The following is a 21,063-nucleotide window of genomic DNA, read 5'->3' as shown; positions in this document are numbered from 1 at the left end:
AGGGAACCCCGTGGCCAAGCGTCTCGACCTGAAGGACGTCGACATCTACTACGGCGACTTCCACGCCGTGGCGGGCGTGAACCTGTCCGTGGCCCCGCGCAGCGTGACGTCGTTCATCGGCCCCTCGGGCTGTGGCAAGTCCACGGTGCTGCGCACGCTCAACCGCATGCACGAGGAGATCCCCGGCGCCCGCGTCGACGGCGAGGTGCTCCTCGACGGCGAGGACATCTACGACCGCGGCGCCGACGCGGTCGCCGTCCGCCGCACGATCGGCATGGTGTTCCAGCGCCCCAACCCGTTCCCGACGATGTCCATCCGCGACAACGTCGTGGCCGGGCTCAAGCTCGCGGGCGTGCGGGACAAGAAGAAGCTCGACGAGGTCTGCGAGGCCTCGCTGCGCGGAGCGAACCTCTGGAAGGAGGTGTCTGGCCGGCTCGACAAGCCCGGCGGCGGCCTCTCCGGCGGTCAGCAGCAGCGCCTGTGCATCGCCCGCGCGATCGCGGTGGCGCCCGACGTGCTGCTGATGGACGAGCCCTGCTCGGCGCTCGACCCGATCTCGACGCTGGCGATCGAGGACCTCATCGCGGACCTCAAGAAGGACTACACGATCGTCATCGTCACCCACAACATGCAGCAGGCGGCCCGGGTGAGCGACCAGACGGCCTTCTTCAACCTCGAGGCCACCGGCAAGCCCGGCAAGCTCGTGGAGATCGACGACACCGAGAAGATCTTCTCGAACCCGAAGGAGCAGGCCACCGAGGACTACATCTCGGGCCGCTTCGGATAGTCGCCTGGTGCGCGCCGACCGGAGCGTGGCGCCGCAGCCGACACGCTGCGCGACGAAGGAGCGCAACGGGTCGTGACCGGCTCGGCACGACGACAGAGCCCCTCCCGCACCGCGCGGGAGGGGCTCTCGTCGTTCCGGGGTGGGTCGGGCGCTCAGGCCTCGGGGGTGTTGGGCATCTTGCCGGTGACCATGAAGACGACGCGGCGGGCCACGGCGACGGCGTGGTCGGCGAACCGCTCGTAGAAGCGGCCCAGCAGGGTCACGTCGATGGCCGGCGCGACGCCGCTCGGCCACTCCTTGCTCAGCAGCAGGGTGAACAGGTGGCGGTGCAGGTCGTCCATGGCGTCGTCGTCGGACTCCATGGTGAACGCGAGCTCGATGTCGCGGGTCAGGATGACCTGGCGGGCGTCCTGGGCGAGGTCGAGGGCGACCCGGCCCATCTCGGCGAAGTAGGGGGTGACGTCCTCGGGCAGGACCTTGGCGGGGTGCCGCCGGCGGGCCGCCTTGGCGACGTGGAGGGCGAGGTCGCCCATCCGCTCGAGGTCGCCCGCGGAGTGGATGGCCGCGATGACCGACCGGAGGTCACCGGCGACGGGCGCCTGCAGGGCGAGGAGCCCGAACGCCTGCTCCTCGGCCTGGCTGCGCAGGGCATCGATCTTGCTGTCCTCCGAGATGACCTCTTCGGCGAGGTCGAGGTCGCCCTCGAGGAGGGCGCTCGTCGCCTTCTTCATGGCCTCACCGGCCATGAGGGACATCTCGGCCAGCTCGCCGGACAGGGCGTCGAGCTTCTCGTGGTAGGCCGCGCGCATGCGCCGCAACCTACGCGGATCCGCGGACGCGCATCCGACCGTGGCGTGAACCGGGGATGAACGAGACCGGGGAAACCCCTCGTCAGGGGCGTGACGGTCGTCGCTCGGGTCTACGCGCAGGAGGCGTCGGCCGCGGTGATCGTCGGGTTCACCGGCGCGGCGGGGGCGCCGTCCGCGCTCCCGGGCCCGGAGCGCACGCGCCCGTCGAAGTCGTCCCCGAGGACGAGGGTCAGCGTGCCGTTGCCCGACGCCGTCGGCTCGAGGATCGCGCCCGGGACCGCGGCGGCGAGGACCTGCGCGGCGACCGACTGGTCGGGGGAGTACCGGATCGACGTCCCGCGCCCGTCCGGCGACGAGCCGCTGTCGTCGGTGACGACCCCGAAGCCCGCGCCGCGCAGCCGTTCCGCGATCGAGGCGGCGGACGGATCCGACGACGAGCCGCCGTCCTCGGACTCCTCATCGCCGTCCCCGCCGTCACCGCCGTCCCCGTCGGCCGGGGACCGACCGTCGACCAGGCGGACGTCGACGGGCGCGGGCGCCGGCGCGGCGGGGGCGCCCGGAGCCCCGGGCAGCGGGCGGCCCTCGATGATCGCGGTGAACATCGCGCGCTCCTCGGCCGGGCGCAGGACCTCGTTGCCGCGGTCGTTGGCGATGCCCGTGGTGGGGACGGTGACGAAGGCGACCGAGTTCGGGTCGAGGCTGCCGAGCGACTGCGTGAGCGTGAGCAGCTGGTCGGACCCGATGTTCTCGCCGAACGTCGACCGCGAGACCGCCTCGACCAGCCCGTTCAACCGTCCCGGGTCGAGCACCGTGCCCGCCGACAGCACCGAGCGCAGCAGGGCGCCGAGGAAGCGCTGCTGGCGCTGGATGCGGCCGTAGTCGCTGGACGGATCGCCCTCGACGTGGCGGGCGCGCACGTAGTCCAGGGCCTGCTGGCCGGTGAGGACCGTGGGGCCGGCCTGGGTGATGATCGGACCGAGCACCGAGTCCCGCACCGGGCGCTCGACGCAGATCGGCACCCCGCGCACCGAGTCGACCATGCCCTGGAAGCCCTGGAAGTCGACGCCCAGGAAGCGGTTGATCGCCAGCCCCGACAGCTCCTGGACGGCGCGCGTGACGCAGCGCGGGCCACCCGCCGCGTACGCGGAGTTGAGCTTGACCCGCGGCGCGCGCGGGAGCATCTGGGGCGAGTACGCGCCGGTCACCGGGTCCCAGCGCTCGCAGGCCGGTCGGGTGATCTCCAGGTCGCGGGGGAACGAGACGACCGTGACGCCCGAGCGGTCCTCGGGGACGTGCACGATCATGATCGTGTCGGTGCGCGCGCCCGGGACCTCGGCGGTGTCGCCGGCGTCCTCCGAGGGCGGCGCCCCCGCCCGGCTGTCCGAGCCGACGACCAGGAAGTTCTGGTCGCCGGCCTGCGCGGCGGCGTTCTGGATGGCCGGCGAGTTCGGGTCGAGCGCGCCGATCTGCCGCACCGCCGCCTCGACCCACGACGCGGCGCCCCAGCCGAGCCCGCACACCACGACCACGAGCACCGCGCACGTCGCGGTCATCAGCCGCAGCACCCGCGGCCCGGTCCAGCCGCGGCGCCAGGTCGCCAGGCGCGCGCCCGCCGATGCGAGCACGGCCGACGTCGCCGCGTAGTCGGCCTCGCCCACCCGCGCCTCGGCGGCCGGGTGGCGGCGTTCCTCCGCGGGCGGCGACGGGCTGCTCGCGGGTACCGACGCCGGCGGGTCGTCGGGGGTCGCCGGGTCCGGGGGCGTCGGGTCCGGGGGCGTCGGGTCGGGGGTCGCCGGGCCCGGGGGCGTCGGGTCCGGGGGTGTCGAGGTCACCGTCAGGGGCAGCACCGCGCGCGGGGCGGGCGGCTCGGCCGCCGGGGGCTCGGGGACGGCGTCGGTCGGGGGCTCCGCGGGCTCCACGAGCTCCACGGCGGCGGGCCGGGCGGGCTCACCGGGCACCGCCCGCGCGGGCACGCGCCCCGCGGGCAGGGTGACGGCGTCCACGGGCGCGCGGGTCGACGGTGCCGGCGCGGCCGCCGGCGACGGGATGCCCGACGACGGTGTCGCCGGCGGGGTGCGCCCCGCCGGGGCCGGGGTCGGCGCGGTCACCAGCGCCGCGCCGGGCGGGCGCAGGCCGAGACGCGGACCGCTGCGCCGCGTCAGCCGGACCATCGTCGGGCGGCGGTCCGCGACCGGTGTCGCGACGGGGATGCGGAAGGGTGCCGAGGCCGTCCCCGAGAGGGCGGAGGAACGGGCCGCGTCGGATCCGGTCGTCGCGGGGCGAGAGCCCCGGACCGGGTCACCGGCGCGGTCGTCGGTCACGCAACTCCTCGAGGGTCCACGGCCGTGGAGGTCAGCAGCGAGATACTACGGCGCGATCACGTCCCGGCGGCGCGGGGTCCACTACGCCACGCTGACACCCGGACACAACGGGCACCACTCGACCGGGCGACACGCGACCCCCGGAAACGTTCAGCTTCGGCTCAGGCCGTCACGCGGACGGGAACGCGCGGCGCACGGCGGCCCCGATCCCGCGTCGCCCGCCCGCGGCGCCCGCGAGGCGCACCTCGCCGTCGGCGCCGTCGCGGTAGGCCACGGCGTTGCGCCCGGCGCGCTTGGCGACGTAGAGCAGGGCGTCCGCGGCGTCCAGGCCCGGCGACCCGGGGCAGCCGCCGTCGCCGAGGCACGCGACCCCGACGCTGACGGTGACCCGCAGGTCCTCGGCGATCTCGTGCCAGGGGTGGGCGTCCACGCGGGCGCGCGCCTCCTCGCAGACCCGGACGGCCTCGGCGGGCTCGAGCCCGGGCAGCACGAGCGCGAACTCCTCCCCGCCGTAGCGGGCGCAGAACCCGTCCTCGGGGAGCCCCTCGCTCATGAGGTCGACCAGCCGGCGCAGCACCTCGTCGCCGAGCGCGTGGCCGTGGGTGTCGTTGACCTGCTTGAAGTGATCGACGTCGGCCAGTGCCACGCAGACCTGCTCGGCCGCCTCGCCGGTCGGCTCGCCACGCAGCGTGCCCAGACGCTCGTCGAGGTAGCGCCGGTTCCAGGTGGCCGTGAGGCTGTCGCGGCGGCTCTGCTCGCGGGCCTCGGCGCGCTCGCGCCGGAGACGATCGACCTCGATACGTAACTGATCGGGCACGCTGGCCGGAAGTGTCTGCTCGTCGCGCACGAGCGAGACGGCGGCCTTGAGGTGGTGGTAGGCCCGGCGCCAGTCGCCGCGGTCGGCGAGGACCTCGGCGGCGGCCTCGTGGGCCCGCGCCTGGTCGGCCCGACCGTCGGGGGTCGTCTCCGCGGACGGCACGGCGTCGAGGCCGACGATCGGCGAGGTGGGGAACCCGCAGGTGACGGCCGTGCCCGGTGGAGTCGTCGGCGTGGCCGGCCTCGCGGCCTCCTCGCTGCGCGCCGGCTCGGCGGCCGTCACCGCCGCGCTCCCGCGTCCGTGGAGCAGCCCGGCCAGCCGCACACACACCACCTCCGTCCCGCCTCCAGTGTCGCCCCGGATCACCGTGTTGTAACGCTCGTTCGCCGCGTCGCCGACAACTTCAGTCGTCCGGCGCAGGTGACGCTGCGTAGACGAACCGGCGGCCGACCCGTTCGGCCCACCTTGAGTCGCCCGCGCCGGTGGTCCTGCCGGGACGGCGGGACCTGCCCGTGACGTGACCCGCGTCGCTGAGTACGAAGCGTAGCGCCGAGGGGGGTCAGCCGCCGCTATGCATGACGTCGGCGGCGGCCGGGACGGTGTCGTCCTCGGGGTCGTCGAGCCAGCCCTCGGGCAGGGTGACGTGGGCCGGCGAACCCTGGCGTCCGCGCGGCCCGTCGGCGTCGGCGGGGAACGGGAGGCCGTGATCGAGCTCGGCGAGCAGCTCGTCCAGCCGCTCCAGCCCGTCGATCATGCCGAGCTCGCGGCGCAGCTCCGAGCCGACCGCGAACCCGTGCAGGTACCAGCTCATGTGCTTGCGTGCGTCGCGCACGCCCTTGTGGTGGCCGTGGTGGGCGATGAGCAGCTCCACGTGCCGGCGCATGACCCCGGCGACCTCGCCGAGGGTCGGCGGCGTCGGGATCGGGCGCCCGGCGAGCGCCGCCTCGAGCTCGCCGAACAGCCACGGCCGCCCGAGGCACCCGCGACCGACGACCACGCCGTCGCAGCCGGTCTTCTCCATCATCGCCACCGCGTCGGACGCCGCGAAGATGTCGCCGTTGCCCAGCACCGGCGTGCTCGCGGGCAGCGCGTCGCGCAGCTCGGCGATGCGGTCCCAGTCGGCGTGCCCGGAGTAGCGCTGCGAGGCCGTGCGGGCGTGCAGCGCGACGGACGCCGCCCCGGCGTCGGCGGCGATGCGCCCGGCGTCGAGGAACGTCAGGTGGTCGTCGTCGATCCCCACGCGCATCTTCACGGTCAGCGGCAGCCCGCCGCGCGAGGCGGCCTCCACGGCCGTGCGCACGATCGAGCCGAACAGCCGCCGCTTGAACGGCAGCGCGGCCCCGCCGCCGCGACGCGTCACCTTGGGCACCGGGCAGCCGAAGTTGAGGTCGACGTGGTCGGCGAGGTCCTCGTCGACGATCCGGTCGACGGCCCGCCCGATCGTCACCGGGTCGACGCCGTAGAGCTGCATCGAGCGCGGCTTCTCGTCGGCGTCGAAGGCGATCATCTCGGCGGTGCCCGGGTGCTTCTCCACCAGCGCCCGCGCAGTGATCATCTCGCAGACGTAGAGCCCGGCGCCCTGCTCGCGGCAGAGCCGGCGGAAGGCGACGTTGGTGATGCCCGCCATCGGCGCGAGCACGACCGGCGTCGGCAGCTCGAGGGGACCGATGCGCAGCACGACCTCTACTCTCCCAGCTTCTCCGCGCGGATCTCGTGTCCCGCCGAGGTCAGGCACCGGCCGGTGCGCAGGTTGAACTTCCAGTTGTGCAGCGAGCAGGTGAGCACCTCGCCGTCGACCGAGCCGAACTTCGACAGGTCCGCCGACAGGTGCGGGCAGCGCGCCTGCACCTTCCAGCCGTCGAGCTCGATGTCGCGGCCGTCGTCGTTCTGCGCGTCGTACCAGTTCTCCACATAGTCCATCCGCTCCTCGGACAGACACTTGAAGAACGTGTAGAGGTACTCGTTGTACTGGCCCACGCGGGTGGCGGTGAAGCGCACCGAGAGGAACAGCGAGTTCGACCAGTCGACCTCGCCGGTGTCGATGTTCGTCTGCACCAGCGTCGCGGGGACGCCCCAGCGGTAGCGGGCCGACTCGCCGTTCCAGACGCGGATCTCGCGGCCGGTGAAGTCGAACGCGAGCGGCAGCGTGCCGTCCTCGTCGACGCCGGGCGTGTCGGCGGGCACGCCGTGCAGGTCCATGCGCACGACGCCGCCGATGCCGTCGCACATGTGGTCGGCGCGCTTCATCAGCGGCTCGATCCACTCCTTGAGCTGGCGCAGGATGTCGGCCTGCGGCGCCGACCATCCCGCCTTCTGCGACTCGATGGCCGGCCGGACCCGCTCGGCGAAGTCGCGCAGGTAGCGCTCCTTGTCTCCGAAGATCGTCTCGATCTCGGCGTCCGGGATCGGGTGCGTGAGGTCGTCGACGGTCCCGTGGCCGATCTCGGCGGTCGTGCCCGGCAGCAGCAGGTGGCCCTGTTGACCTGATCCGGCCGAGTGGCCCAGCTCCCGCATCCGGCCCAGGAACTCCCACTGGTCCGTGAAGATCGACTCGCCCTCGACGCCCTCGTAGCCCAGCGCGTTCCAGCGAAAGAGCTCGTCGTCGAGGAAGCACGGCGGGCCCGCGGTCGGGAAGACGTGCGACGCCCCGACCTCGCGGATGTAGCGCATGGCCCGGTCCTCCTGGCCGATGCGCTTGCGGCGCGCGAACTCGCGCTTCGCGGGCTTGGGCAGGTCGTAGACCATCGGCCACCAGATGGCGCCGGAGAACTGCGTGAAGTGCGCGTCGTAGGCGCCGAACTCCAGCAGCTTGGGGATGTCGAGCGGGTGCGCGTCGTTCTGGTTGACGATGCGCGCGGTGCCGTCGTCGAGCGACAGCGCCGAGTCGCCGATGGGCCCGTCGCCGGGGCCCTTCAGCGAGGTGATCATGAAACGCAGGCCGCCGTCGAGCTCCTGCGGGACGCCCGACTCGGTGCGCACGAAGTGCCGGAACCCCAGCTCGCGCAGCTCGTTCTCGAGCTCGTCGGTGGGGTAGTCGGGCAGCAGGACGCGCGCGTCCTTCGACACGTGCTCGCGCAGGTTCTCCGCGTCGAAGTGGTCGCGGTGCAGGTGGGAGACGTAGAGGTAGTCGCAGTCCCCCAGCGCGTCCCAGTCCAGCTGCGTGTTGTCGGGGAACGGCACCCACGACGCGAAGAACGTCGGGTTCATCCACGGATCGCACAGCACGCTGCCGCCCGTGGTCTCGAAACGCATTCCCGCGTGCCCGACTCCGGTCACCCGCACGAGCAGACCACCTCCATCGCCTCTCTCGTCACCGATTGTCCGTGGTGGCGCAGCCCACGTCGGTCCCGGGTGGGGTATCCCTGGACACGTGACCGCCCTGCCCGTCGACGGTGACCCGATCGCCGCCCTGCGCGCCGTCGCCTTCTACCTCGAGCGTGAACGGGCCGAGACCTACCGGGTGAAGGCCTACCGCTCGGCGGCCGAACGGCTGGCCGAGCTCGACCCCGCCGAGGTTGCCACGCGAGCCAGCGCCGGAACCCTCACCGACCTCAAGGGCGTCGGGAAGAAGACCGCCGCCGTCGTCACCGAGGTCCTCGACGGCGGGACGTCGACGACGCTCGCGGAGCTCGAGGCGCGCCACACCGGGCCCGTCGGCGGCGGCGCCGCGATCCGCGCCGCCCTGCGGGGCGACTGCCACACCCACTCGACCTGGTCCGACGGCGGCAGCGACATCCTCGAGATGGCCCGCACGGCCCGCGACCTCGGGCACGAGTGGATGGTGCTCACCGACCACTCGGAGAACCTCACCGTCGCGAACGGCCTCACCCCCGAGCGTCGGCGGCGGCAGTTCGACGTGATCGCTCAGGTGAACGAGGAGCTGGCCCCGTTCCGCCTGCTGCGCGGCATCGAGGTCGACATCCTCGAGGACGGCGACATCGACGCCCCCGACGACCTCCTCGAAGAGCTGGACTTCGTCGTCGCGAGCGTGCACTCCAAGCTGCGCGCACCGAGCGAGCTGATGACCGCCCGCATGATCGCCGGGGTGTCGCACCCGCTGGTCGACGTGCTCGGCCACTGCACCGGCCGGCTCGTCACTGGCGGGCGGGGGACGCGCCCGCCGTCTGCGTTCGACGCCGAGGCCGTCTTCGACGCGTGCATCGAGAACGGCGTGGCCGTCGAGATCAACTCGCGGCCCGAGCGGCTCGACCCTCCGCGGGACCTGCTGCGCCAGGCCCTGGCCGCGGGGTGCGAGTTCGTCGTCGACACCGACGCGCACGCCCCCGGCCAGCTCGACTGGCAGCCCTTCGGCTGCGAGCGCGCGCAGGAGTGCGAGGTGCCGGTGGACCGGATCGTCAACACCCGCTCCGCCGACGACCTCGCCGCCTGGCGGCACGTCAACCGGTGACGGCGATCTCGCCGGTCTCCAGGTAGGACTTCAGGTTCGACAGGATCGCCGGCCAGCCCTGCGCGACGCCCGCGCGCATCTCGCTGTCGGGCGCGAAGTCGTCGTGGGTGACCGTGAGCTTGACCGACGTGCCCGCCGGCTCGATGTCGAAGGTGACCTTCGAGATCTTCTCCTGCTGCAGCTCGGCGAGGCGCTCGTCGCTCCACCCGAACATCTCGGCCATCTCGGGCTGGTAGTTGTGCCAGCTGTAGGACAGGCGCCGCGGCGGGTCGGCCTCGAGCACGTGCTGGTCCCAGTCGTGGTGGTCCTCGCCCTGCATCGACCACAGCACCTTCGAGCCCACGCGCCAGTCCGACTGCGGGCCGCCGCCCTCGAAGTAACGCGCGATGAAGGCCGGCTCGGTGAGCGCCTGCCAGAGCTTCTCGGGCGTCGTGCGGATGTAGGTGACGTAGACGAAGTCGTCGGACATCTCGGTCTCCTCGTGGTCCTGCAGGACCGTCCTCAGGTCGGCGAGGGCCTCCGCCCGCGCCCGGTCGTACCGCCGGATCCACCGGTCGGCGACGTCGTTGATCGGCGCGGCGTTGAGGTGGTGGTGCTTCTCCCGCCCGTGCCACGAGGTGACGACGAGACCTGCGTCCTCGAGCACGCCCAGGTGCTTCGCGACGGCCTGGCGGGACATCTCCAGACCCTCGCCGAGCTCGCGCAGCGACTGGCCGCCGCGGTCGTGCAGGGCATCGAGCAGCGCCCGCCGACTGGGGTCGGCGAGGGCGCGGAACACCTCGTCCATCACCACTCCGATCAGGCAACCTCCAGGTTGCCCATCCAACGATAGGGAACCGATCGGTTGCCTGTCAACGACGGGCTCCGGAAGCCGTTTGCGGGGTGATCGCGACGCGCCTACGTTGGGCTGCACACGGGAGAGGAGGTGGTCCAGCGTTGAAGAACGACAGGACTCGTGAGGTGTCCGTCAGCTAGTCGCTCGAAGGCCGTGGAATGGCCGGTCCGCGGGCAGTGGTGACCACTGATCCCGTGGCAGGGCGGCCAGCGAATCCAGGCAGGACACCAGCCCCCGGAGCCCCCGACCCCAGTCCAGTCGGGGCCCGATCGCCCGGCCACGCCGGGGCGACGGGAAATCGCTCCGGGGGCCTGCCTGTCTCCGGGGGCCTGCCTGTCTCCGGGGGCCGAACCGCTACCAGCGCGAGGCGTGCAGCCGGTCGTCGACGCCGAAGGACGAGCCGTAGGGCGCATCGAAGGTCGACCCGTAGGGACGCTCGCCGGTCGAGCTCGAGGTCTCGCCGAGCGGGTCGCCGGCCAGCGGGCGGTCGTCGAGGGCCCAGCCACCCGTCGTGGGGGCGGGCTCCAGCGGGTCGCCGTGACGGCCCCGGGGCCCGGAGGGCGACGCGTCGAGCTGCGGCTCCGGCGGGGTGATCCTGGTGCGGCTCGGCCCCGGGCCGTGCGGGCCCGTCCCGGGCAGGCCGCCCTCGGCGACCCACTTCGCCTCCTGGGCGATCCGGTAGGTCTGGCACGGCCAGCTCGCGCGGGACCCGCCCTGGAAGCACTCGTGGCAGTTCTGCTGGGCGTCGGGCACGTGCTCGGTGAGCACCTTGCGCCAGACGTCGGGCATCTCGGACATGACCACGGCCATCGACATGTCGGTGGCTCCTCTCCGTGCGGCCGGCGCGCCTGAGGCGTCAAGCGCTCCGTCGGGGCCCGCGGGCAACCGTCGCGGCGGTGAGGCGTCGAGTGTCGGGGAATGCTCGACCAACCGCATCGGTCGTGCGTCCCGGAGGCGGGACCTCCGGTACCGCTGTTCGTACTCGTTTCCTCACCGCGGCACGACAGTGACCTCACGGTGACCATCGGTGACGCTGCGTCGGACGATCACCCGGCGGCCCGTCCCGGCGCGTCGCAGCGTGCGTCGGCGCCCGATCTCGGGGCAACGCGCTGACCAGCGAGAACAGAGCGAGGTGTGCTCCGGGCGTCGCGCCGGGCTCACCTGAACGGGAGCGGCCGACTGCACCGAGTGGGGCTCCGCGTACGCAGCGCTCCCGTCTACCGACGGCCACAGGCGTTCGCCGAACGCCACGATGGATGCGCCGAACGGCCCAACGCGACCGGCTCCGGCCCCCGCGTGTGGCTGGTCGACGGGGCTGCCCGGCTACGCTCTCCCTGCGGCTCACCGCGGTCGCGGGCCTCTAGCTCAATGGGTCAGAGCTACGGACTTTTAATCCGTTGGTTGTGGGTTCGAGTCCCACGGGGCCCACCAACTTCGACCGGGGTTACGCTGCTCTACCCGTCCGTGCCTTCCGTCGTGCCCTGCGACTTCGGTAGGTGGGGCGTGAGCGCGGTTGCGAGAGCGCGCAGGTCTCGGGTCTGGAGGAGCAGGTCGGCGGGGCCGGTGAATTCTGCGACCAGGCCCGCGCCCGACGTCACCGATCGGAACAAGCTCCGTGTCGCCTTACGCACGGTGTAGTGGGAGTCGGCGGGCCAGGCGATGAGGTGTCCGGTGTCGACGAGGTGACGCTCGCCGGGAGCGAGAGTGCGGTGTGCGAGAGCGCCGAAGGCGGACAGCAGCACGACGCCGATGCCGGAGGCCTGGAGTACGAACGCGCTCTGGGAAGCGAAGAATGACTTCGCGCCGCCCCACCCGGTGTCGATCTCGACACCGTCGGAGGAGGCGAGGTAGCCGTGCGCGGCGATCGCGTAGGGCCGCCCGGTGAGCTCGACGGGGACGACGTCGCCGGGCGCGGGCGGGGCGAGCGCGAGCTCGCCGGGACCGGTGAAGCGCGAGACGAACCCGGACCGCCCGCCCGCGCTGCGTTTGACGGCGCCCCAGAGTCCGCCCTCCATCGAGGAGTCCAGGGTGACGTCCCCGCCCATGGAGACCATGGCCCCGGACTCGGCGCGCACGGTGTAGCCCGGCGGCAGTGTGAGCGTGGCGAGGGCGGCCGTGGGGCGGAAATCGATGCGGTAGTCCATCCCGTGGGCGTGGGCGTGGCCGTGGTCGGGAAGCATCGTGACTGCGCTATCCATCCGCCCACCTTCCCGCCCCGCGGCTCAACCTCGTGAGTGAACCTCAGAGCCACGGGCACGAAAGGGCACCCCGCCGTCGGGTAAACCGGCTCCGCGCTCGACGGCCTACGGGCTCGGGTAGCGGGGGTGGAGGCGCCAAACGCTGGAGTGGATCATCGAAGCCCCACGCGCGCCGATAACCCGGTTCTATGACACGCTCGGTCGGCCGAGCAGCGCGATTGGTCGCCACTCGACCGAGATCCCGCTTATGGGGCTCTTCCGGATATTGAGTGCACGGGAGGCCGTGAGCGACGGGGCCGGTGAGGCCGTGTCGGTGCAGTGAGGCGGGCCCCGAGAAGTTGATGATGAAGGTTCCTAGGCCACGGACCGGCGAGGTGCCCGGGCTGTGGAGTCGCCGGTAGCTATCGGGACGCCGTGGAGCGGCGGCTGACCGACCTGCCGTTGGCCGGGCACCCGACCCAGCTGCGGGTCCGCGTCCCGCGCTACCGGTGCGCTCGCTCTGGCTGTGACCGCGAGGTGTTCACCGCCGACACCTCGACCGTGGCCCGGCCGGGGTCGACGATCACGCGGCGCTGCGCGGGTTCGTGCTGCGCCGCCTGGCGGTGGATCGGATGACGGTGGCGGCGGTCGCGCGGGAGCTCGGGCGGTCGTGGGACACCGTCAACGGCCTCGCCGTCGCCGCCACCCGCACCCTGCTCACCGGTGACCGCGCTCGGCTCGACGGCGTCCGCGTGATCGGGGTCGACGAGCACCGGTGGGCCCACCCCCGCCACACCGAGGGCGATGGGTTCGTCACCGTGATCGTCGACCTCACCGACGTCGTGGCCGGTCAGGGGCCTGCGCGGTTGCTCGACCTGGTCCCCGGACGCTCCGCCGCGGCGATGCGCGACTGGCTCGCCGCCCGCGACCAGGGCTTCCGCAACCGGGTCGAGGTCGTCGCGATGGACGGGTTCGGCGGCTACAAGACCGCCGCCAGCGAGCAGTTGCCCGACGCGACCACGGTGATGGATCCGTTCCACACCGTCGCCTTGGCCGGCGCGAAGCTCGACCTGTGCCGCCAGCGGGTGCAGCAGGACACCCTGGGGCACCGCGGCCGCGCCGGCGACCCGCTCTACCGGGTCCGCCGCGTGCTGCGCACCCGGCTCGCGCTGCTCACCGACAGGCAGAAGACCCGGCTGGCCGCGGTGTTCGCCGCCGAGCAGCACGCCGCGGTCGAGGTCACGTGGTGGGCCTACCAGCGGATCATCGACGCCTACGCCCAGCCCGACCCCCAGCACGGCCGCCGTCTGCTCACCGCGGTCATCGACAGCCTGCGCCGCGACCTGCCGGGCGGCCTGGAGGAGCTCGCCCAGCTCGGCCGGACCCTGCAGCGGCGCCGCGACGATGTGCTGGCCTACTTCGATCGCCGCGCCTCCAACGGCCCAACCGAGGCCATCAATGGCCGGCTCGAGGCGCTACGCCGCAGCGCCCTGGGCTTCCGCAATCCCATCAACTACTGGATCAGATCTTTGCTGCACTGCGGGCGGCTCGCACTCTAGTTCCGGAAGAGCCGCTTATGGACGACCGGGACACAGTGGTCAAGCAAGGTCTTTGACCCGGTCTGGTCGAGGGTGACTACCACGATCTCGAGCAACGTGATCGCCAGTCTCGCTTGTCCTGAATCAGGCTTCGGGCTCCGATTCCCGCATAAGGTATCGATGGGGGAACATGATTTCGTATCTTTCCTCGATGCGTCGGATCGTCTGGCGCAGGTCGTCGTAAGTTTGGTGCGTTGCGGCGCTAGGCCGTCCGTAGCGGGGGTCTTTGCTGGGGACACGACCGGCATCGGTGGAGATGGTTCGCCCATCCTCGAGCAGCCAGTGATCGCGTTGGTGGAAGTTGCCCGAGCCGTCGCCCGTGTCCCTGTCGAGTCTCTCGACTTCCTGCTCCCGCACGACGATGGTGCTCAGGCGACGAGCAAGAAGCCCCTGGTTGTACTTCTTGACCTCGGGGATGCCGAGTGCCTTCGTCCAGGCGAAAAACAGACGTGACAGCTCATGGTCCGTAGCTTGACGTCGCCGACGAGAGCTCGCTGCCCGGTTAGCGTCAGCCATCGCCCGAGCGGTCTCCGCGGCTCGCCGCTCAGCAAGCTGTGTCGCGTCGGCTTGATCCTCGTGTAACCGTTGACGGACCCGGCGTCGCTGTTCCGCAAGATCCTCCGCCACCAAGCCTCCTCAACGAGCTGACCAGCTTGCTCGCCACCATCTTCGCAGTAGCGCGAAGCGTGGTCGAAGTGCGGGGGATGATGCGGGGCCGACACCGCCTTCGACCAATGGCGGGTGGCGCCACGCCTCCCGTCTTCTGCCCGTCCACCACGACCTCTCCGTTGCCGACGTCACGCCGATTCGGCCTGAGCCACCGCCAGCCAGCACTGCTATTCACGGTCATGAGCGATGCTTCGTGGCGCGAAGAGAGAGGATCAGTGGACGTCGCTGCGCTGCCGCATTCCGCCGGGCGTCGAATCGATCGGGCCGCGAACGTGGCCCTTGTCAAATTGAACGGTAGGCGAGCTAACGGCCCGCGAACGGCGAACATTCAGCAGGGAACCCCAACGATGGCGAACTTGCTGTTGTCGACACTCATGACACCGTCCGGCCGGGGATTCCCGACGAAGCCGATCTCGGTAGTGAAGGTTGCTGAACTCGGTCCTCCGCACGTTCCGCCGGAGCGCCGTGGCTCCGTATCGTACTGCACGAGATAGTCTTCGTCCCGAGGACCAGCGAAGCTGTCAGTGCCGATCGGTGCTCCCGAGCCGCCGCCGGTCGTGCCCAGTCGAACTGTCGTTCGCGCAGTTACGTTCGGTGGAGCCAGCACATACCCGGCTTGGCGAAGGGAAGCCGCCCAGGACCATCCGGTCGGGGTCTGCACAGTGAGCGTGACTCGACAACTGCTCTTTCGTGCACTGTCCGAAACGGCCGACCCCGCTCTTACCAGGAATTGGTCGTAGATGATCTCTGCAGACTGCAGGTCCTCGCGGATCGCCGTGCCGGCTGTTCCGGCGGGACACCCGTCGCCCTGATAGGTGATCGAGCTGATCGTTACGGGGTCCGATGGCAGCGCGGCCTGTGCGTCCTCAGCAGCGGCCGGCGCCGCACCGAGGGCGCAGAGCGCGAGGCCAACCAGCAACACCCGCAGCACTCGAGATCCACAAAGCTCGCGGACATCCATGCTCTCCCCCTTCGTCGGTCAGGGGAATCGGTGGGAGGTCGCCTGCCGTTACACCCGGCCCACTAACGAGCAACTGTAGTCACGGTATGCGTTGCGATCACTGTCGTGCGAAGCATCGCCAGGACGATCTGAGTGGGTTGGGAATGGCTCAAGCATTTGGGGACGGCCTTGTGGTCGAGGCTGGACTTGCGGTGGTGCGGTGCGCAGCGCTCGGCCAGGGGCGTTGATGCTCCTATAGATCACAAGCCTCCGGGCGGCTCGAGGAAGCGCTCCGTCGACCTTCCCGGCCCGGGTCGGGAGCCCCGTTGGATCCTCCCGCGCGCGAGCACTGGGCCGGCCATGCACGTGGACCTTCGCTGGGCTTGTGCGAGCGATACCTGAGCGTGCGACGACGACCTGTCAGAGGTCGATCAGCCGCGCCGGTCGTCGCCGCGCCCGTTGCGGGTTTTTTGCGATAGGCCAGTGAGCGTTCTGAGGAGGGTCGCGTGGACGTCCGCAAGCTTGCCGTGCAGGTGGTCGAGTCCGTGTTGTCGATAGGAGGAGTCCGGGTCGGTACGGAGGAACCGCACTTCCTGCGTCGGCCATTGAGCGGGAGGGTCGAGCTCCGGCGGTACGGGCCGCGGATCGCGGCGGAGACGGTGGTCACGGGGGAGGAGGACCAGGCCCGGAACCTCGGGTTCCGGCGCCTGGCGCGCTACATCTTCGGCGCGAACCACCGCGGCGACGAGATCGCGATGACGGCGCCAGTGGCGCAGCAGCCGGCCGGTGGCGACGAGATCGCCATGACCGCCCCGGTCGCGCAGTCCGGGGCGGACGGCGGTGGGTGGCGGGTCCGGTTCTTCATGCCGTCGAAGTGGACGCTGGAGACCCTGCCCGTTCCCGACGACGACGACGACGAGGTCAGGCTCGTGACGGTGCCCGGGGAGACTGTCGCCGTGCTGCGTTACGCACGGTCGAACATCGTCGAGGGCGTCGGCGGTGAGCATCCGGTTCGTGATGCCGCCCGCCGCGTCGAGGAGCGCGTAGGCCTCGGGCGGCGACACCGGCAGCGCGAGATCGGCAACAGCGTGGCGGTACCTCAAGACTTGGTACACTTACCATGATCAGCGCGCTCGCGTACTTGTGACAGCTTCGCCTTCGTTGGAACAGTGCGAATACGAGATGCACGTTGCTATATATGCCGTGCAGACGCCCACGGATCATTGGTAGCGGAACTCTCGAGATCGAGAGGAAGTGGAGCCTGACGTGGGGGACTACTGGGAGGCCAAGCTCCACGAAGCCTCAACCGCAATCCATGACTTCCGGAAGGCAGTCCGTCGGGAGTACCCATGGCTTGCGTCCGACAACTCATCAACCAGGAGATGGGCTCTAAGTCGACGCGCCACCAGGCGTCCAGCATCGGGGTGCGAGTAGCTCTGCTGCTTTCAGCGGACGCAACACCGGCAGCCACGTGCCCGGAGCGGCCGTCCGGGGCCAAAGGCCGGCAAGGGCAGCTCTGCCGCGGTGGGTGGGGGGTCGGAGGGCGCTTAGACCGCTGGTGGTCTCCTTCAAGACCAAGTCGTCGATCGGCCCTACGACGTGACCAAGCGCACCGAGGCGGGTCAACCGTCGGCGGCGGTGATCGACCGGGCGCACAAAGCCGCGGCCCTGCCCGAACTACTGGCCGCATTGCCTCGTGGTCAGCGGCTGGTGGTGGAAGTGATGAACCTTGACGGGCTGACGGTCGAGGAGGCCGCCGAGCTGTTCGGCGTTGCCGTGAGCACGATCAAGTCCGGCACCTTGCGCACTCAGGCGGCCGTGCGCGCCCACGTGGCCGCCCGGGCGGATGTTCGCCGCCGCACTTGACGGCGACACCCGCGCCGCAGCCCGCCCTGCACCTACTCGGCGGGCTCGACGACACCAACGACACCGCCCCTCCTTCGCCCTGGTGCGCGCCGGCCGCGCCTGCACTGGCCACCTTCCATCCGGCCAGGATTCGGGCGGAGACGATCCTGCTGAGCCGATCCCGCCGGACGTACCCGCCGGCATCGACCAATCTCTGGCCGCCGCCGGCGACCACCACGCCCATCAGGCCCATCACGCCAGGTCACAGCGACCCTGCTGATCTCGCACTAGGCACAGTTTGTGCCTCGCCTCGTGCGACCGCGGGTGCTTGTGCCTGGGGCGGGGAGCCACGAACGGTGATGTGGGGTCCTCTGGCCCGCGTCTCCGCGCCGCGTTGCGCCGGGGGCAGCCCGCTGAGCCGGACCCTGGCCGGCTGAGGGCTGGACCTGTTGGCTGTTCCGGCACACACCAGGCACCCACGTCCCCCCGCACCTCAGGTACCGGCTAGTGAATACGTGGAGTCCCTAGCCTGATCACCTATGGCACGCTCCACCCCGTGCCGACGGGTGGAGGACGAGGGTGACGCGAGCAACCGAACGGACCGAGGTCGAAAACCTGCTGGTCGGCATCGACCTACAAGATTGGCCATACCTCAATCAAATTTCGCGGCAAAGTTCCAACTTAGACCACCTCCATCTGCGTGTATGGACGATCCAGGCTGAGTTTGCAGAACTAGAGGGTCGATTCGCGATGCACTTGGACCAATACCCCCGCCTGCGGGTGAAGCGAATGTCCCTGGCAAGTCCCTGGGACTTGGTCCTTCATCAAGCAGTCGCAGGGACCCCGTACGCGACTGCCGGAGCCCTCGGCTATGGCGTCCTGCGGGGACTCAAGTATCTGCTTGAACTGAAGAAGGAGTGGGACACGCAGCAAAGAGATACAGCATTTGAGACACTAGAACTGCAACAACTCCAACTGGACCACGCTATGGACTCTCTGCGCAAGTATCGCGAGGTGCTCGCGAGCGAAATAGGTGTAAGAACACCCGACTTTGACCCATCGGAGGAGTTCCCTGCGGCTCAAGCGCTAAGCGAAATTGGACCGCTTACCGAGGTCGAGTCCATCCCCGACGACGATCCTCGCGCATAGCCCAAGTATGGTGACAGAATGCTTGCTCCCTGACACGAGCGTTGGCTACTGGCAAGCCTGGGACCAGTGGTGGATTGGCTGCGACGTCAAACCCCTAAATCTGCACGGCTTCCCGATGATCGGGGTTGGCCGAATCGCTAAAGTCCTAGCTTTCGTAGGCGGACTCACGGTAATAGTCGACATAATAGGCCGTGTTCTATGACTTCCCTCTTTCCTTTCGTCTTCCGTGCTCTTGCGCTGATTCTTGACTTTCTCTCTTGCTTCTTCCTTCGTGTGCTATCGGCCGGATGCTGCGCTTAGATCTCATCTGCTCAAGTACTCAACAAGCGGGGTACCCTTTGCAGGGTGCGAGCGCGGTCCGCGGGGCGGGGCTCCTCGGGGTCCGTCAAGTTCAGAAAGCAGCGTCGGTAGGCCTCAGCGCTGCCGATGCCGTCGAAACGTTTTCCGCTCCTTGGGGATTAAGGAGAAACTCGCGGAAGCGATCATGCCGGAACTGGTAGATCATGCCAGATCGACGCAGTATCCCGCGTTCGTAGGCATCGTCGAGAAAACGCAGCGGCCGACGGGGCAACCGGCCTCCTCGGGACAGCATGAAGGAAGCTAGTGAGAAGTTCGCAGCTGAGCACTTCGACGGCAGCAGAGAAATTGCGGTAAGAAAGCCAACAAGTGCGCCGCCGCCCAAGTAGCCAGCAACGTCGGATTGAGTCGCGTTTCCGAGCACCACTGCCAAGGCCACTCCTGCCAGGACTATCACCACCGCGACGACGAGGCCGGCCCGAACATCCGACCGGAGGCTGTCTCGCGGAGTTACCGAACGTACCAACGGAGCCGAGAACATTCGAACTAGCCCGAAAGACAGCGAGGCGATCATCAAAACGACCGCCACGAGGCCCGTGATTTGGTCTGAGAGGGACGCCGAGGTGGCCACTACACCCCAGGCAATCGTCCCTACGGTTCCCGCCGAGATTGCGACCAGGCCGCTCCCAACAGAGCGGAAAGATGGCCGATGTTGATCCGCCGGTGCAGTCCGCACTGTTTTCGACACCAAGCCAGCGATAGCACAAAGTGAGGAAAGAACGATCACAAGTATGGAATCTTGAGATGTGAGTTGACCCTTGGGGGAGTTAGTCAATGCGATGACGGGGAAGCTGACCGCCAAAGCGAGCGTCGCGAGTAGCGTGCTAACCACAAATCGGAAGGTCCAGTGCGGTAAGCACGCCGGTAGCCGCCACCACCGAATACCGCCAGGTCCTAGCTCCGTCGAATGCAATAAGAAGAATGTGAGGTACCTCTGGGCGACTCCTGGTGACAAGTCTCCACGATCGCGGCCGTACACCGCCTTGAGGAGATTCCTTAGTAGGAAAGATTCGACCTCGTCGACCGACTTCATCTCAACCAGCATCGAAGGTTCTGAGGTGGACGCCTGAAACACGGTTCTCGCCAAGGAGAGCATCAACGGGCTAGTTAATGCGATCTGGCACGGGTTCTGCTCCGCGCGAGCGAGGGCGTCCAACACTCGGCTCCAACGCCGTGTGTCTGCGCTGCCGGAATGACGTAGATAATTGGCCGCGAGTTTGCGGTCAAGTGGCGCGACCGTGATGACCGCTGCCCTATCCATCACCTTCTCTTGGGTCGCGCGTGTGTACTGGAGGGTCCTGCAGGTTAGGACTAGGCGATCATTAAGCGTGTGTATGTCCGCAATGCATGCATTCAACAGGTTTTCGGGTACTTCGTCGAGTCCGTCAAGAATGGGCATAACGAGGCGGGCTCCGACCAGGGCTGAGCCGACGGCTGGTGGAACGCGATGCAACAGTGCCAGCTGGGCGGACATCCAACTTTCTATCGATGAACTTTCGGTCCACGCTGACAGCGGAAAGAGGACGGGAACGGGCTCGCCGGGCCTCCTGCGCTCGAGCAAGGCGAGGAGAAGCATTACTGCCGCAGCCGTTTTACCTCCGCCAGGAGGACCGACCACTACGAGGCGGCCGGTCCGTACTCTATCGTAGACATCGCCTATGTTTGACGTGTTTCCCAGTGTAGCCTCGCGTTCGAGCACCTGGACGTCACCCAGATTCCTCCATTGTGCTGGGTGCGCAGAGAGCGCCTCGTCAGCGAGTCGGAGTCTTACCGAGATTGGCATCGGAGACGTTAGACCGCGGTGCGCAGCTTCCTTCGTCCAGAAACTCTCAACCGCGCGCGCTAGCTGATCTGCGGCATCACTTACAGCTTTCGCATCATTGGTCGGGCTCCCAGCACGCCAACTGATGACTCCTTTAGCAAGCCACAGCAAGCACGCGGTGAAACCGACCCCTGTGACTGCTACCAGTGTCTTCAAAGTGTCCGTGCCCAACAGCCGCCAAATTAAGATGCCGGCGGCCAATAGGGCGGCTGACAGTGCGAGCCTTGCCCACGGAAACCCTGCCGGTGTCATAAGTGATAGCTTGCACGAGTGGATCCGGATAATCCAGGTCAGCAGTGTGCGCTTCGTGCCCGTCCCGCGCGCTGTGCCCTTGGGTTTGCACATTCTGATTCAGGTTGGTTACTCTATGTCAGCATTACGGCGGGCCCGGTCAAGGCGGGGAGGCTCTGGCCGCCCGTCCCTCGGTGAGTTGATCGAGATTCTCGCGGACTGCCCTGCACTGCTGGTCCACCTCTAGGGCGTGTCTCCTGAATCTTGAGCGTGATGTCGGCGAGCATGCTGGCCGTGG

General features: G+C 69.4%; 17 protein-coding genes, 1 tRNA gene and 1 pseudogene. 8 read left to right on the top strand and 11 right to left on the bottom strand.

The features are described 5' to 3' along the window. Positions 1-10 precede the first annotated feature (10 nt). A complete protein-coding gene (pstB, locus tag PHK61_RS19630; protein WP_274282707.1) occupies positions 11-787 on the top strand; it encodes a phosphate ABC transporter ATP-binding protein PstB in 777 nt (258 codons plus the stop codon). 152 nt (positions 788-939) lie between these two features. Here pstB and phoU read toward each other — a convergent pair whose 3' ends face one another. From phoU to PHK61_RS19605, 5 genes are all read right to left on the bottom strand, one after another. After that, on the bottom strand, positions 940-1,596 hold the full coding sequence (gene phoU / locus PHK61_RS19625; protein ID WP_274282706.1) for a phosphate signaling complex protein PhoU: 657 nt from the start codon (positions 1,594-1,596) through the stop codon (positions 940-942). A gap of 110 nt (positions 1,597-1,706) precedes the next feature. Next, entirely contained in the window at positions 1,707-3,917 is a 2,211-nt protein-coding gene (locus PHK61_RS19620) for an LCP family glycopolymer transferase (protein ID WP_274282705.1), read from the bottom strand. Positions 3,918-4,086: 169 nt separating this feature from the next. Continuing rightward, complete coding sequence (locus tag PHK61_RS19615) at positions 4,087-5,058, bottom strand: GGDEF domain-containing protein (RefSeq protein ID WP_274282704.1); 972 nt, start codon at positions 5,056-5,058, stop codon at positions 4,087-4,089. 235 nt (positions 5,059-5,293) lie between these two features. After that, positions 5,294-6,412 (bottom strand): tRNA dihydrouridine synthase DusB, encoded by a 1,119-nt coding sequence (gene dusB, locus PHK61_RS19610; protein ID WP_274282703.1) that lies wholly within the window; start codon positions 6,410-6,412, stop codon positions 5,294-5,296. A gap of 5 nt (positions 6,413-6,417) precedes the next feature. After that, positions 6,418-8,016, bottom strand: coding sequence for a Rieske 2Fe-2S domain-containing protein (locus PHK61_RS19605; protein WP_274282702.1), 1,599 nt, complete (start codon positions 8,014-8,016; stop codon positions 6,418-6,420). 88 nt (positions 8,017-8,104) lie between these two features. On the opposite strand from PHK61_RS19605, the gene PHK61_RS19600 reads away from it, so the two are divergent. Continuing rightward, entirely contained in the window at positions 8,105-9,142 is a 1,038-nt protein-coding gene (locus PHK61_RS19600; protein ID WP_274282701.1) for a PHP domain-containing protein, read from the top strand. Here the strand turns inward: PHK61_RS19600 and PHK61_RS19595 are convergent. Further along, the gene (locus PHK61_RS19595; protein ID WP_274282700.1) at positions 9,132-9,929 is read right to left on the bottom strand and encodes an ArsR/SmtB family transcription factor; all 798 of its coding nucleotides are present in this window, start codon (positions 9,927-9,929) and stop codon (positions 9,132-9,134) included. The two genes, PHK61_RS19600 and PHK61_RS19595, sit on opposite strands and share 11 nt — an antisense overlap. Before the next feature lie 402 nt (positions 9,930-10,331). Next, positions 10,332-10,793, bottom strand: a complete 462-nt coding sequence (locus PHK61_RS19590; protein ID WP_274282699.1) for a hypothetical protein — start codon at positions 10,791-10,793, stop codon at positions 10,332-10,334. 538 nt (positions 10,794-11,331) lie between these two features. Here PHK61_RS19590 and PHK61_RS19585 point away from each other — a divergent pair. Then, a tRNA-Lys gene (locus PHK61_RS19585) sits at positions 11,332-11,408 on the top strand. Between the two features lie 23 nt (positions 11,409-11,431). Here the strand turns inward: PHK61_RS19585 and PHK61_RS19580 are convergent. Beyond that, positions 11,432-12,175 carry a TIGR00266 family protein gene (locus PHK61_RS19580; protein WP_274282698.1) on the bottom strand — a complete coding sequence of 248 codons (744 nt, stop codon included), beginning with the start codon at positions 12,173-12,175 and terminating at the stop codon, positions 11,432-11,434. Between the two features lie 378 nt (positions 12,176-12,553). Between PHK61_RS19580 and PHK61_RS32105 the strand changes: the two are divergent. Together PHK61_RS32105 and PHK61_RS19575 are read left to right on the top strand one after the other, a co-directional pair. Next, positions 12,554-12,790 (top strand): annotated as a pseudogene (locus PHK61_RS32105) (transposase family protein); the annotation flags it as partial. Beyond that, complete coding sequence (locus PHK61_RS19575) at positions 12,760-13,713, top strand: ISL3 family transposase (protein WP_274282697.1); 954 nt, start codon at positions 12,760-12,762, stop codon at positions 13,711-13,713. The pseudogene PHK61_RS32105 and the gene PHK61_RS19575, both read left to right, overlap by 31 nt. A 123-nt stretch (positions 13,714-13,836) precedes the next feature. Here the strand turns inward: PHK61_RS19575 and PHK61_RS19570 are convergent, their stop codons facing one another. Continuing rightward, entirely contained in the window at positions 13,837-14,379 is a 543-nt protein-coding gene (locus PHK61_RS19570; RefSeq protein ID WP_274282696.1) for a hypothetical protein, read from the bottom strand. A 370-nt stretch (positions 14,380-14,749) separates the two neighbouring features. Further along, entirely contained in the window at positions 14,750-15,382 is a 633-nt protein-coding gene (locus tag PHK61_RS19565; RefSeq protein WP_274282695.1) for a DUF4360 domain-containing protein, read from the bottom strand. 485 nt (positions 15,383-15,867) lie between these two features. On the opposite strand from PHK61_RS19565, the gene PHK61_RS19560 reads away from it, so the two are divergent. The 3 genes from PHK61_RS19560 (at position 15,868) to PHK61_RS19550 (ending at position 18,355) form a co-directional block, all read left to right on the top strand. Beyond that, a complete protein-coding gene (locus tag PHK61_RS19560) occupies positions 15,868-16,485 on the top strand; it encodes an SOUL family heme-binding protein (protein ID WP_274282694.1) in 618 nt (205 codons plus the stop codon). Positions 16,486-16,960: 475 nt separating this feature from the next. Then, positions 16,961-17,227, top strand: a complete 267-nt coding sequence (locus PHK61_RS19555) for a sigma factor-like helix-turn-helix DNA-binding protein (RefSeq protein WP_274282693.1) — start codon at positions 16,961-16,963, stop codon at positions 17,225-17,227. Positions 17,228-17,785: 558 nt separating this feature from the next. Continuing rightward, the gene (locus tag PHK61_RS19550) at positions 17,786-18,355 is read left to right on the top strand and encodes a hypothetical protein (protein ID WP_274282692.1); all 570 of its coding nucleotides are present in this window, start codon (positions 17,786-17,788) and stop codon (positions 18,353-18,355) included. Between the two features lie 391 nt (positions 18,356-18,746). Here the strand turns inward: PHK61_RS19550 and PHK61_RS19545 are convergent, their stop codons facing one another. Then, positions 18,747-19,085 carry a hypothetical protein gene (locus PHK61_RS19545; protein ID WP_274282691.1) on the bottom strand — a complete coding sequence of 113 codons (339 nt, stop codon included), beginning with the start codon at positions 19,083-19,085 and terminating at the stop codon, positions 18,747-18,749. Positions 19,086-21,063 lie beyond the last annotated feature (1,978 nt).

Source organism: Actinomycetospora lutea, assembly GCF_028737205.1.
GTDB classification, from domain to species: domain Bacteria; phylum Actinomycetota; class Actinomycetes; order Mycobacteriales; family Pseudonocardiaceae; genus Actinomycetospora; species Actinomycetospora lutea.
The sequence above is the reverse complement of the archived record's forward strand: the minus strand, read 5'-3'. Positions and strand labels throughout refer to the sequence as shown.